10 protein-coding genes are annotated in these 13,114 nt (G+C 63.2%); 5 read left to right on the top strand and 5 right to left on the bottom strand.

Features of this window, described 5'->3' with window-relative positions; genetic code table 11:
• Nucleotides 1–27: 27 nt before the first annotated feature.
• From gltB to GE027_RS06850, 3 genes are all read right to left on the bottom strand, one after another.
• The gene (gene gltB, locus GE027_RS06860; RefSeq protein ID WP_153556442.1) at nt 28–4,614 is read right to left on the bottom strand and encodes a glutamate synthase large subunit; all 4,587 of its coding nucleotides are present in this window, start codon (nt 4,612–4,614) and stop codon (nt 28–30) included.
• Nucleotides 4,615–4,733: 119 nt separating this feature from the next.
• Entirely contained in the window at nt 4,734–5,942 is a 1,209-nt protein-coding gene (locus GE027_RS06855; RefSeq protein ID WP_153556441.1) for a LysR family transcriptional regulator, read from the bottom strand.
• Between the two features lie 356 nt (nt 5,943–6,298).
• Nucleotides 6,299–6,565, bottom strand: coding sequence for a hypothetical protein (locus GE027_RS06850; RefSeq protein WP_153556440.1), 267 nt, complete (start codon nt 6,563–6,565; stop codon nt 6,299–6,301).
• A 426-nt stretch (nt 6,566–6,991) separates the two neighbouring features.
• Between GE027_RS06850 and GE027_RS06845 the strand changes: the two genes are divergently transcribed.
• The 5 genes from GE027_RS06845 (at nt 6,992) to folP (ending at nt 11,132) form a co-directional block, all read left to right on the top strand.
• Nucleotides 6,992–7,906, top strand: coding sequence for a dihydroorotate dehydrogenase (locus GE027_RS06845; protein ID WP_153556439.1), 915 nt, complete (start codon nt 6,992–6,994; stop codon nt 7,904–7,906).
• A gap of 112 nt (nt 7,907–8,018) precedes the next feature.
• Entirely contained in the window at nt 8,019–8,606 is a 588-nt protein-coding gene (locus GE027_RS06840; protein ID WP_153556438.1) for a nitroreductase family protein, read from the top strand.
• Between the two features lie 188 nt (nt 8,607–8,794).
• Entirely contained in the window at nt 8,795–9,220 is a 426-nt protein-coding gene (locus GE027_RS06835) for a hypothetical protein (protein WP_153556437.1), read from the top strand.
• Nucleotides 9,221–9,228: 8 nt separating this feature from the next.
• Nucleotides 9,229–10,257, top strand: a complete 1,029-nt coding sequence (locus tag GE027_RS06830; RefSeq protein ID WP_153556436.1) for a zinc ribbon domain-containing protein — start codon at nt 9,229–9,231, stop codon at nt 10,255–10,257.
• On the top strand, nt 10,254–11,132 hold the full coding sequence (folP, locus tag GE027_RS06825; protein WP_202617344.1) for a dihydropteroate synthase: 879 nt from the start codon (nt 10,254–10,256) through the stop codon (nt 11,130–11,132). The genes GE027_RS06830 and folP overlap by 4 nt, the downstream gene beginning before the upstream one ends.
• Nucleotides 11,133–11,193: 61 nt before the next feature.
• Here folP and GE027_RS06820 read toward each other — a convergent pair whose 3' ends face one another.
• Together GE027_RS06820 and GE027_RS06815 are read right to left on the bottom strand one after the other, a co-directional pair.
• Entirely contained in the window at nt 11,194–11,694 is a 501-nt protein-coding gene (locus tag GE027_RS06820) for a putative molybdenum carrier protein (RefSeq protein ID WP_237607351.1), read from the bottom strand.
• A 361-nt stretch (nt 11,695–12,055) separates the two neighbouring features.
• Complete coding sequence (locus tag GE027_RS06815) at nt 12,056–13,078, bottom strand: LLM class flavin-dependent oxidoreductase (RefSeq protein ID WP_153556434.1); 1,023 nt, start codon at nt 13,076–13,078, stop codon at nt 12,056–12,058.
• Nucleotides 13,079–13,114: the final 36 nt, after the last annotated feature.

Below are 13,114 nucleotides of genomic sequence, written 5' to 3'. Positions count from 1 at the left end.
CGTGCCGTCGGTTTCTGACGGCAACGCCTACACCGCGGCCGCTTCGCCTTCGCTTTCGGCGGCCATCTGTTCCAGCACGCGTTTGTAGTCGATGGGCATGACTTTGACGCACTGATCCAGGAAGGTCTGCCAGTTGTCCAGGACTTCGGCGGCGACCGTGCTGTCGGTGTACCGCTGGTGTTTCTGGATCATCTCCTTGACCTCAGCTTCCTCATCGGCCGTTTCGATCCGTTCCAGCAAGACGGTCGCCAGGTTGCACTGCAGGTTGAAATCGCCCTGTCGATCCCAGACATAGGCGATACCTCCGGACATCCCGGCGGCAAAGTTCCGTCCGACCGATCCCAAGATGACCACTCGGCCTCCGGTCATGTATTCGCAGCCGTGCTGGCCGACGCCCTCGATGACCGTCCGAGCACCGCTGTTGCGGACGCAGAACCGTTCGGCCGCGACCCCGCGGAAGTAGGCTTCGCCCGACGTCGCTCCGTACAGGCAAACGTTGCCGACCAGGATGTTCTCTTCGGGAACGTAGCTGGCATCACGCGGCGGATAGATGGCGATCCGGCCGCCCGAGAGGCCTTTGCCGACGTAGTCGTTGGCATCGCCCTCGAGTTCGATCGAGATCCCGTGGGCCAGGAACGCACCGATGCTCTGGCCGGCCGAACCGGAGAACTTCAAGTGGATCGTGTCTTCGGGCAATCCGGCTTGACCATATCGCTTGGCGACCTCGTGGCTGAGGATCGTACCGACGGTGCGGTTGATGTTGACGATTGGCGATTCGATCGTGACCGGCGTCTTGTTTTCCAAAGCGGCCTGGGCCTGCGGAATCAAGGTGGTCACGTCCAAGGATCGTTCCAGCCCATGATCCTGAGCCTGGGTGCAGCGGACGCCGACAGCATCGTGCGGCTTGACCGCCGGGGTCAGAATCGCCGACAGGTCCAGCCCGTCGCTCTTCCAGTGCTGGATCGCTGTATCGGTCTGCAAGACATCCGAGCGGCCGACCATCTCGTCGATCGTGCGGAAGCCCAGCTTGGCCATGATGTGTCGCGCCTCTTCGGCGACCATGAACAGATAGTTGACCACATGCTCGGGTTTGCCGGTGAATTGCTTTCGCAGCTCCGGATCCTGGGTGGCGATCCCCACCGGGCAGGTGTTCAGGTGGCACTTCCGCATCATGATGCAGCCCAGGGTGATCAGCGGAGCGGTCGAGAAACCGAATTCTTCGGCCCCCAGCAGCGCCGCGATCACGACGTCGCGTCCGGTCTTCAGGCCACCGTCGGTTTGCAGGACGACGCGGCTGCGCAGGTCGTTCAGGACCAGCACTTGATGGGTTTCGGCGATCCCCAGTTCCCAGGGCAGGCCGGCGTGTTTGATGCTGGTCAGCGGCGAGGCGCCGGTGCCACCGGTGTCGCCGGAGATCAGGATGTGGTCGGCATGGGCCTTGGCCACGCCCGAGGCGATCACACCCACGCCCACTTCGCTGACCAGTTTCACGCTGACCCGAGCGGCCGGATTGGCGTTCTTCAGGTCGTGGATCAACTGGGCGAGGTCTTCGATCGAGTAGATGTCGTGGTGCGGCGGCGGGCTGATCAAGCCCACGCCGGGCGTGCTGTAACGGATGCGAGCGATGTTCTGATCGACTTTGCGACCGGGCAATTCGCCGCCTTCGCCGGGCTTGGCACCCTGCGAGATCTTGATCTGGATTTCGTCGGCGTTGGACAGGTATTCGATCGTGACGCCAAAGCGGCCGCTGGCGACCTGTTTGATGGCCGACCGTTTGCTGTCGCCATTTTCCAACGGCTGGAAGCGGATCGGATCCTCGCCGCCTTCGCCGGTATTGCTCTTGCCGCCCAGCCGGTTCATCGCCACGGCCAGCGTCTCGTGCGATTCGGCGCTGATACTGCCGAAGCTCATCGCCCCGGTGCAGAATCGTTTGACGATCTCTTCGCGCGGCTGGACTTCGCTGAGCGGGATTGCCGGGCCGGCAACGCCTTCTTTAAAGTCCAGCAGACCCCGCAGCGTACAGCGGACTTGATTGTCGTGGTTGATCGTCTGAGCGAACTTCCAGTAGGCGTCTTCGTTGTTGCTGCGGGCGGCGATCTGCAGACTGGAGATCGCTTGCGGGCTCCAAGCGTGCTTTTCGCCCTCGGCTCGCCAGTGGAACTCGCCCAGGTTGGGCAGCTGTGGCAGATGGCGGTCGCCCTTTTCGGGATAGCCCAGAGCGTGACGACGCAGCGTCTCCTCGGCCAAGACGTCGAAGTCCACGCCGGCGATGCGGCTTTGCGTACCGGCAAAGCACATGTCGATGACGTCGCTCTTCAGTCCCAGCGCCTCGAAGATCTGAGCACCCTTGTAGCTTTGCAGCGTGCTGATGCCCATCTTGGCCATGACTTTCAGCATGCCTTTGGCGACACCCTTGCGATACGCCGCGACGACCTTCTCGTCGGTCAAGTCTTCGGCCAGCAGGCCATCGGCGTGCGATTGCCAGAGGGCTTCGAAGGCCAGGTAGGGATTGATCGCGTCGGCACCGTAACCGATCAGCAGGCAGTGGTGATGCACTTCGCGAGCTTCGCCGGTTTCCACGACCAAACCGATCCGGGTCCGCTTGTGGCGGCGGACCAGGTGATGGTGAACCGCACCGGTTGCCAACAGAGCGCTGACCGGAACGCGATCGGCGGAGATCTTGCGGTCCGACAGCACAACGATCTGAATGCCCTCGTCGGCCGCCGCTTCGGCTTCGGCGGCGATCCGCGAGAGTGTCGCTTGGAAGCCGGCTTTGCCTTCGCCGCGATCGAAGGTGATGTCGATCACGCGGGATCGCCAACCTTCGTAATTGATGTGTTCCAACGCCGCCACTTCTTCGTTGGTCAGAATCGGATGCTCGACGAGCAATCGGTGGCAGTGCTCGGGCGTCGCTTCCAGCAGGTTCTTTTCCGGACCGATGTAACACTCCAGCGACATGATCACTTCTTCACGGATCGAATCGATCGCCGGGTTGGTCACCTGGGCGAACAACTGCTTGAAGTAGTCGTAGATCATCCGCGGCTTGTCGCTCAGGCAGGCCAGCGCGCTGTCGTTGCCCATCGACCCGACCGGGTCGCGTCCCTGCTCGACCAGGGGCCGCAGCATGAAGGACATCGTTTCCAGGGTGTAGCCAAAGGCCTGCATCCGGGGCAGCAGCGTGCCGGGATCAAAGCCGTGCGGTTCGCCGTCGGGATTCAGGTCGGCCAGCCGGATGCGCTGTTCACGCAGCCACTTGCCGTAAGGCTTGCGTTTGGCGAAGCCCAGTTTCAGCTCGTCGTCGGGAATCAAGCGACCCTGTTCGAAATCGACCAGGAACATCCGGCCCGGCTCCAGTCGGCCCTTCTCCTTGACGAGGCCGGGATCGACCGGCAGCACGCCGACTTCGCTAGCCATGATCACGCGGTCGTCGTGCGTGATGTAGTAACGGCTGGGACGCAGCCCATTGCGGTCCAGCGTCGCGCCGATGTACTGGCCGTCGGTAAAGGCGATCGAGGCGGGTCCGTCCCAGGGCTCCATCAACGACGAGAAATACTCGTAGAACGCCCGCTTCTCTTCGGGCATCGTCTGATGCTTCTGCCAGGCTTCGGGGACCATCATCATGATGGCCTCCTGCAGCGTGCGGCCGTTCATCAACAGGAACTCCAACACGTTGTCAAACGTGCCCGAGTCGCTCAGGTGCGGTTCGACCACCGGGAACAGTTTCTTCAGCTCTTCGCCAAACAACTCGCTGGCGGCCGAGCCCTCGCGAGCCTGCATCCAGTTCTTGTTGCCCCGCAGGGTGTTGATCTCGCCGTTGTGGCTCATGAACCGCAGCGGTTGGGCGCGGTCCCAGGAGGGGAATGTGTTGGTCGAGAAACGGCTGTGCACCATCGCCAGATGGGTGCTGAAATCTTCGTCCCGCAGGTCCGGGTAGTAGGGCAGGACCTGGGCCGGCGTCAGCATCCCCTTGTAGATGATCACGCGGGTGCTGAGCGAGCAGACGTAGAACATCAGGGCCTGCTCGAGCGTCTCCGAGCCGCGCAGCTGGTGGCTGGCCTGCTTGCGAATCAGGTACAGTTGGCGTTCGAAGGCACTGCGGTCGAGGCCTTCGGCGGCGGCGACGAACAGCTGTTCGACATAGGGTTCGGAGCGCCGGGCCGTGGGGCCGACGTCGGCCAGATCGGTCTCCTGAGGCACGTCCCGCCAGCCCAGCAGTTGCTGGCCGGTCTCCTTGACCAACGCCTCGACCGCGTCCTTGCACGTCTTCCGCTCTTTCGGATCGGTCGGCAAGAAGATCAGACCGGCGGCGTAGCGACCTTCTTCGGGAAGTTCGACGTTCAGATCACGCTTGGCAACCTTGCGGAGGAAGGCGTCGGGCAAGCCGCACATGATTCCCGAACCGTCCCCGGTGTTGGGCTCGCATCCGCAGGCCCCGCGGTGGTCCATGTTCTGCAAGATAACGTCCGCGTCCAGGACGATCTGGTGGCTGGGCTTGCCCTTGATGTGCGCGATGAAACCGACCCCACAGCTGTCCTTCTCCAGTTCCGGATCGTACAAACCGTGCTTGCCGGGGAGGTGATGGGTGGATGGCTGGGGGTGAGATTGCTCGTTCATCTGTCGCTCTTCCAAATTCGCGTTGGCTTTCACTGAATCGTTCATAGGGGCCGAATATTGTGGGTTGCTTGATGGCAAAGGTTGATGCGGGTTCAACTCGTGATCGTGGCGCTGGCGGTTCATTGCTCTGGCCTCGAAGCGTTGCCCGCCGAAGCGGTCTGGCTGTTTCGCAGGGCCGGGCCGGGAGGCTCTTCTTTGCCTTTGCCGCCGACACGCGTCTTCGCGTCGGCCTTCGCTTTGGCTCGGCTGTCGCCGGTGGTTCGTCCGCCGGGGTTGGTTTGCAATTGACGGGACGGACTGGGCGACGCAGGGGGTTTCGCCTGTTTGACCTGCTCGACCTGCCTAACTTGCTTGTCCGGCTGGTCCTGCCCGGCCTGTTTGGCTTGCCGGACTTTCGCCTGCCGGATTGGCTTGGCGGGTTTGCCCGTCCGCCGGCCGGTGGTTTCCAGCGGTTTGCCCAACAGCATTTCGGCGAATTCACTTGCCGCCGGACTGAGCTTGCCGGAACGGCGGCGGATGATTCCCAGCGGCCGTTCCAGGGACAGTTCCGGACAGGCAACCACTCGCAGGCTGTCGTTGGCCGTTTCCCGTCGCACGGCCGCTTCGGGCAGCACTCCGATTCCACGGTTGGCCTGGATCGCGCGGATCATCGAATCCAGATTGTCGAACTCCATGAAGTACTCGACGCGGACGCCGTGCTGGGAGAAGAATTGATCGATCTCCCGGCGAACCTTCAGCGACGTCTCGAACCCGATCATCGGCAACCGATCCAGCTCGGCCAACTGGACCGGGCCGCCGGCTGCCATCGGATGTTCCGGGGCGCAGATCAAACGCATCGGTTCGCGTTGCCAATGCGTCGCCCGCACCGTCCGGGTGCTGCGCGCGTAACTGATCAAACCAAAGTCCACCTCGCCGCTGGCCGCCAGCTCCAGGACCTGGGTCGGCGTCGCCGGTTCGATCCGCAGGTCCACGTCGGGATGCATCTGCTGGAACGCTTCGCTGGCCTCGGGCATGTAGCTGGCCGCGACCGAATAGATGGCCGCCACCCGCAATCGTCCCTGCAGCCGACTGCCCAGGCTCCGCACCTCCTGCTCCAGGGCCCGGTAGTCGCCGAGGATCTTCCGCAGCCCCTGATGAAACACGGCCCCGGCATCGGTCAGGTTCAGCGGCCGCTTGCTGCGATCGACCAACCGCACGCCGAGGTTCTCTTCCAATTGCAGCACCGCTTGACTGACAGCACTCTGCGTCACCGCGTGGCTCTCGGCCGCACGGGAGAAGGATCGCTGTTGGGCGACCGAGCAGAAGAGTTCGAGCGAGCGAAGCTGCATAGAGCCACTGAATAAGAGTTGCTAATAATAACGGTGCGCTAGATCGCCCCGGACCGATAATGAGAATAGGAGCGGCCCCGCCGAGCGTCAATAGCCGCCGACCGATCCGCGGGTTATGCTATCGCCCGGCGGCCGAGCAATGCAACGGGGAGAAGCCGACCACTAGGCCAGCAGCGACCTTCTCATCGCGACCAACGCACCGCTGCGAAATACGAGTTTTCCAGGGTTTTTGAGCATTTGCCCCGGGCACCCGTGGGGGATTCCATCGGCCCTTGGACCTGCGAAAAGATCACTAGCACCATAAGCGGAGCTAATCTTGCCGCGCAAGAAAAACTGAAAAAACGATGCTTCCGAGGCTATTCCGGCTCGCCGCCGGCCGCCCAGCGTTTAGGCAGCGTGATGGCGTAGAGGATGATCACGGCGCCACCGCTGAGGAGGGCCCAGGGGACCGCTTCGGCAGGTTGCCAGACCCGGGTGGTGGCCGCCGGCGGCATGGTGGGGTCCATCAGTTCGGTGGCGGAGGATTGTTTGGCCGCGTACAGCGAAGCGCTCTCGATCATCAAGCATTCGATTCCCAGGATGATCATCATGATCGCCACGGCCAGGAAAAAGGAGCGCCACATCGTGTCCACCTCGAACGGTTTCTAGAACGGGTCAATCAACGAAACGTCGCGGCCCGGCTCGCCAATCTGCGACCGGTCCTGCGACCAATAGACCTATCGCTTATATCGCCCCGGCCGCCTCCAAACTGTACGCCCGGTACGCTGGCCCTCCACAGCCCCTACGGCTCGCATATCCGGAACCGCCCGTGCCCCCTGCCCGCCCGTGTCCCCCGCCCGCCCGTGTCCCCTGCCCGCCTCTGTCCCCTGCCCGCCTCTGTCCCCTGCCCGCCTCTGTCCCCTGCCCGCCTCTGTCCCCTGCCCGCCTCTGTCCCCTGCCCGCCTCTGTCCCCTGCCCGATCGGGCGGCAGATGCGGTAGGCTATCGGCGGCCCGGGCCGGTCCGCGGCCCACGTCCTAAAATCCCCCGTGCGCGTTCTCTTGGAATACCGTGGCTTCGTTAAGCGTCTCTCTGAACCGTCTGCAACTGAAGAACCCGATCCTGGTCGCCTCGGGGACGTTTGGGTATGCCCGTGAGATGGAGGGCATCGTCGATTGCGCGCGCTTGGGCGGGATCCTTCCCAAGACGATCACGGCCGAGCCGCGTGAGGGCAATGCGCCCTGGCGCACCGTGGAGGTCTCGGCCGGTTTGTTGAATTCGATCGGGCTGGACAACGATGGCGTGGACGCGTTTATCGCTCACCACCTGCCGTACCTGTCCCAGGTAGAAACAGCGATCATTGTCAGCGTGGCCGGCCGTACCGAAGCAGAATACGTCGCCTTGTCGCAGCGGATCGGCGAGTGTCAGGGCGTGGCGGCAGTGGAACTGAATCTGTCCTGCCCGAACGTCTCCGGGGGAGTGGATTTTGGCACCGACGCGGAGGCTTGCCGGCGGGTTGTCGCCGCGGCTCGGGCGGCCTGTCCCGTACCGATCCTGGCCAAGCTGACTCCGAACGTGACGCGAATCACCGAGGTGGCGGCGGCCGCCGCCGACGGCGGTGCCGACGCGGTGTGCTTGATCAATACGCTGCTGGGAATGGCCGTCGATTGGCGGCAGCAGCGTCCCTTGCTGGGCAACGTGATGGGCGGCCTGAGTGGACCCGCCATCAAACCGGTGGCGCTGCGCTGCGTGCATCAGGTCCGGTGCGCAACCGACGTACCGATCATCGGAATCGGCGGGATCGCCACGATCGACGACGTGATGGAGTTTCTGGTGGCCGGTGCTTCGGCCGTGCAGATCGGCACGGCGAACTACTACGATCCTCAGGTATCGACGCGTCTGATCGATCAATTGCCCGGAGCCCTAGCGGAGCTGCGGGCGGACTCGGTCGAACAGGTCGTGGGCAGCCTTCAACTGCCTCGCTGATGAAACATCGAAATACCGAAATACCCAAGCACCGAAGCACCGAAGCACCGCCAGGCGAGCCGCCGCAGGCGGTATCATCAAGAAACGATTCCTCGGTCCCAGGAGACGCCCGATGCCCAATGCCAAACCCGATCATCCGATCATCGACGCGATGACACGACGCTGGAGTCCTTATGCGTTCACGCCGCGCACCGTCGAGCGTGACAAGGTGCTGCAGTGTTTCGAGGCGGCCCGCTGGGCGGCCAGCAGTTTCAACGAACAGCCATGGAGTTTTCTGCTGGCGTTTCGCGAACAGGAAGCGGAGTTTCAACGCATGCTGGCCTGTTTAAGTGAAGGCAACCAACAGTGGGCTGGCAACGTGGGCGTCTTGATCCTGACGGTCACCCGCGAGCATTTTCAGCGCAACGACAAGCCCAACCGGGTGGCCCAGCACGACCTCGGCGCAGCCGCCGCGCACTTTGCCCTGCAGGCGGCGGAGCTGGGTTTGCAGGCTCATCAGATGGCCGGAGTGGAACTCGAGAAGGTTCGCAGCACGTACCAGATCCCCGACGGATACCAGCCGCAGACGGCTATCGCCCTGGGATACCCGGATCCAGATCCGCCAGCCGGCAAACTGGCCGAGCGGGACGCCGGACCGCGCGAGCGGCGTCCGATCGAAGAACAGGTTTTTCACGGCCGCTGGCAACAACCGGCGTTTTAAGCACGTCGGCATGAATCTTTCGATAAAACCCCGTGACAACACCCTCCCGCGCAGCGGGAGGGTCGGGCTCTGAGGCCCGGGGAGGGCCCTACGAAAACCCTCTCCGGGCCTAAGAGCCCGACTCTCCCAGAGGGAGAGTAAAGCCGAATTAAATGTTGCGACGTGCTTAGAGGCGCTATACTGAGACGATGGTCCCCTCGCGAAACAATCTCTCTGGAGCTGCGATTCCCGCTTCGGCCGGCGGGGCGGCGGTCCGCCGCCGCAGGACGCGTCCGCAGATGAGCATCGCATTCATGTTGCTGTGCATGACGATCCTGTGCGCGATGTCGGGGGCGATGTTCTACGCGGCTCGGGTGCCGGCGGTCAGCGACGAAGTGGCCGCGTGGTTTGGCAAGGAGGTAGAACCTCAGGAAACCAAACGCACCGTGCATTTGGCCTTCTTGTTGTTCACCTATGCGTCTCCGCTGTTGCTTTCGGCTCTGTTGGGCGTGGTGGTCAGCGTGCTGCGATGGATCCGTCCAGCCGATCCGGCGGAGCGCGAAGTCGGCCCGAGCAGCCCCTGGGATGAACCTGCCAGCACCGAACCGAAGTCGGCCGCGGGCCAATTCAAGTGAGCTGAGCGATGAGCGATATTCTGAGGCTCTGTCCCCGGTGCGGCGCGAGGCTGGAGGTCCCCGAAACGGCGATCGGCAAACTGGCGCAGTGCCCGGTCTGCGAACACGTCTTCGTCGTCCCGGCCGAGGACACCACAGCGGCCCAAAGCGACGCCCCGGCACGTCCCGATCACGACGCGGCGCAGGCCGCCGCGGCCAACGATGCGTTGCCGCCGGTGGTTGTGCGCACGCCCGAGCCCTCGGCCTTTATCAATCCTCTGCCGGAGCTGTTTCGCGCCGCCTGGAAGCCGTTGGTCGCGGCCGGGTTGGTGCTGTTGGTCATCACCGCCACGTCGACTCTGCTGGGAATCGTGCTGACGGTCGCGGCTCAGGAAAGCGGCAATGCGATCTTCGGGCTGATGAACGGCGTGCTGCGATTATTGCTGACGCTGGCCTATTTCTATCTGGCTGTGGGATTGATCCGGATGAGTACGGACCTGGCCCGCGGCCGAGAGATCCGTGTGGGCACGCTGTTTCAGACCTCGATGGTCGTGTTTTGGCGAGCCGCCCTGTGCTATCTGGCCCTGATCTCGCCGCTGGTGTTGTTGCCGATTCCAATCCTGTTGGTCGGCCTGGCCAGCGGTTTCGAGCCCCAGCCGACGATCCTTGCTGGGATGGTCTGTTTGTTGCCCTTGATCGCGGTGGTAGTCGTGCTGGCGTTTCTGCTCTGGCCGGCGATCATGCTGGTGGTGGATCGCAACATGAAAACTCTCCCAGCGCTGCGGACGGCCTACAGAATCGCCGTGAGAAACAAGTTGAACACCCTGCTGTTGATGTTGCTGTCGATGGCCTTGAGCACCGCGGGCGTGTGTTTGTGTTATGTGGGCCAGGCGGCCAGCGTTCCCGCAACCACGTTGCTCGCGGCACTGGCGTATCTGCAAATGACTTCCCAGCCTTCGGTCAGCGGGGACACCAGCGGCATCCACGCGGCCAGCATGGATGGGCCCCACGCGGCTGTCCGTGGCGACTCCGCTGAGGGCACGGAGCCGAATGCATGACCACCCTGGAGACCTCGCCGCAAAACTTCCCCGGCCCGAACCTGTGGCGGCTGCGAACGCGCACGCTGACGCTGGGTCAGCGGCCCTTGGTGATGGGGATCTTGAACGTCACGCCGGACAGCTTTTCCGACGGCGGCCGGCACTTGGCCGAGGATGCGGCGGTCGAAGCGGCGCTGCGGATGGAGGACGAGGGAGCGGACATCATCGACGTGGGCGGTGAGAGCACGCGTCCGTACAGCGATCCGGTTGCGGCCGAAGCGGAACGAGCTCGGGTTGTACCGGTGCTCGAGCGATTGGCGGGGCGGCTGTCCGCCGCGGTGTCCATCGATACCAGCAAAGCCTTGGTTGCCGAAGCGGCCGTCGAGTGCGGCGCGGAAATCATCAACGACGTAACCGGTTTGACCGGCGATGCGGCCATGACCGAGGTGGCCGTGCGAACCGCGGCGGGCGTCTGTGTGATGCACATGCAGGGCACCCCTCAGACCATGCAGGATGATCCCCGATACGACGACGTTACGGACGACATCGTGCGCTACTTGCTCGAGCGTGCCGAGGCCTGTCTGGCGGCGGGGATCCAGCGGAATCGCATCTGCCTGGATCCGGGAATCGGTTTTGGCAAAACTCACCAGCACAACCTGACGCTGCTGCGCGACGCGGCCCGCTTCACCCGCCTGGGCTGGCCCATCCTGGTCGGTCACTCGCGCAAAGGTTTTGTCGGTCATGTGCTGGGCGACAAACAGCGTGATCGCGACGCCGGCACGCTGGGGGCCTCGCTGGCCCTGGCCCGCTCGGGAGTCCACGTCCTGCGGGTTCACAACGTGGCCCAAACGGTCGACGCATTAAAACTGTTCGAAGCCGCCGGCGGTTTTCAGTAGCAGCCTGTGGCATAGGCTTCCAGCCTGTGATCTTGTTTTCGAAGGCTGGACACCACGGCGCCTACTGTCCCTGAGACGGACGTTCCAGGATTCGCAGCAGGGCTTGGAAGGAGCGTTCGTAGATTCCCGGCGACGTGCTTTCTCGCGGGCCGGCGACGTTCAGCGTTTCCGGCCGCACGGCCGCGAACCACTGCCAAACCGTCTCCGGCGACCAAGGCCGATCGATGCGCAGGCTGAGACTCGGCCGAGCGTGCTGCTTGGCCAGTCGCCGCGTCAGCAGCGTGCCGCCTTTGAGCTTTGCTTCGTACAGGATCAACGTGGCGTCGCTGTCCAGCACGTTCTGTTCGGTCCGCACGGTGTAGTCGCGACTCTCATTCTCGCGCAGTTCGTACCGCGAGGGGACTTCGCCGTCTTCGGCCAAGCGGCCGCGGGGACACCAACCGCCATGGTCCAGGTCCAGCGCGATCGCCGCGTCCAGACCCGCTCGATCCACGCCTGTCTGTCCGCCGGAGACGATGCGAATCGGACGATACGTAAGCGATGGTGTTTTCCCGGCGGTCAACCCGTGCCCTCCCTCTGCCCCAGACACGAGCGGCATCGAAGCTCGCGGTATGGATGCTCGCTGCATGAATGCTCGTCGTGAGAATCAATTGTCCGCGTCCGTTCCTTCGGGCGGCAAGAAAGCATTTTAACCGATCGCCAAGGCGTGGTGCGGCAGGACGGCAATGTCTCGTTCCGCGTCGGCTCGGCTTCCCCGACCAGCAGCGGCGGGTGGTTCCTGGAGCGGCACAGACCGCCGACCGGGGGCGCGACGGCCCTGTCGATTGATGTTCTGCGGTGACGAAACCGAGCCAAGCGCCTAATTGACTCAATAGATCGAATCAAATGGGTCAGGTCTCTTGGAAATGCAAGTGGGCGGTGGGTTAAGGGAAAACCTGGCGATCGAACGAGCGCACGCCGGCGAGGATCTCGAACGAACGCAACCGATCTTGGTGCTCATACAGGTCACAGGTGAAGATCAGCTCGTCGGCCAGCGTCTGCTGTAGCAGTTCCTCGATCTTCGCTTCGATCGTTTCACCGCTGCCGATCATGGCAAGGCCTAGAAAGCTGTTGACCGCCTGCTCTTCATGCGGTTGCCACAGGCCTTGCATACTCGGTACGGGCGGACGCATCAGCATGCTTTGGCCGCGAATCAGGGCCAGAATGCGTTGGTAAGTGGTCGTCGCCAAGAACTCAGCCTCCGCATCCGTATCGGCGGCAACCAAGGGCACGCCGAGCATGACATAGGGCTTCTCCAGCACTGCCGACGGCTGAAACTGGCTGCGGTACAGCTCGACCGCTTGCATCATCATCCGAGGGGCAAAATGCGAAGCGAAGGCGTAGGGCAACCCTTCCTGGGCAGCCAACTGGGCACTGAACAGACTCGAGCCCAACAACCAGAGGGGCACATTGCTGTCCATTCCCGGCATCGCAATCACCTGCTGCCCTGGGCCGCGTGGCCCTAGATACTCCTGTAGCTCGGCGAGGTCGTTCGGAAAATCATCGGCGTTGCCGCCACGATGTTTCCGCAATGCCCAAGCGGTCCGTTGGTCCGATCCGGGTGCGCGGCCGAGTCCCAGATCAATACGTCCCGGGTACAAGGCTTCCAGCGTACCGAACTGTTCTGCGATCACCAAAGGAGCGTGATTTGGCAACATCACTCCACCGGCGCCGACTCGCATCCGCTCCGTACCCGCGGCCAAATGAGCGATCAAGACCGCGGTTGCCGAGCTGACGATCGCGTCCATATTGTGGTGTTCCGCCACCCAAAAGCGTGTGAAGCCCAACCGTTCCACATGTTGTGCCAAGGCCAGAGAACGCGCGATGGCGGGGGCAGGTCCGTGGTCGGTGTCCTTGCGCGAAGCGAGATCCAAGACCGAAAACGGTGCCTGTCGCGGAGTACTCATATCGGTGCTTCCTTCAGTGGTAACAGCGCTCGTCCA

It is taken from the genome of Roseimaritima sediminicola, assembly GCF_009618275.1.
Lineage (GTDB): Bacteria > Planctomycetota > Planctomycetia > Pirellulales > Pirellulaceae > Roseimaritima > Roseimaritima sediminicola.
Note: the sequence above shows the minus strand (reverse complement) of the source record. Positions and strands in the feature narration are given on the sequence as shown.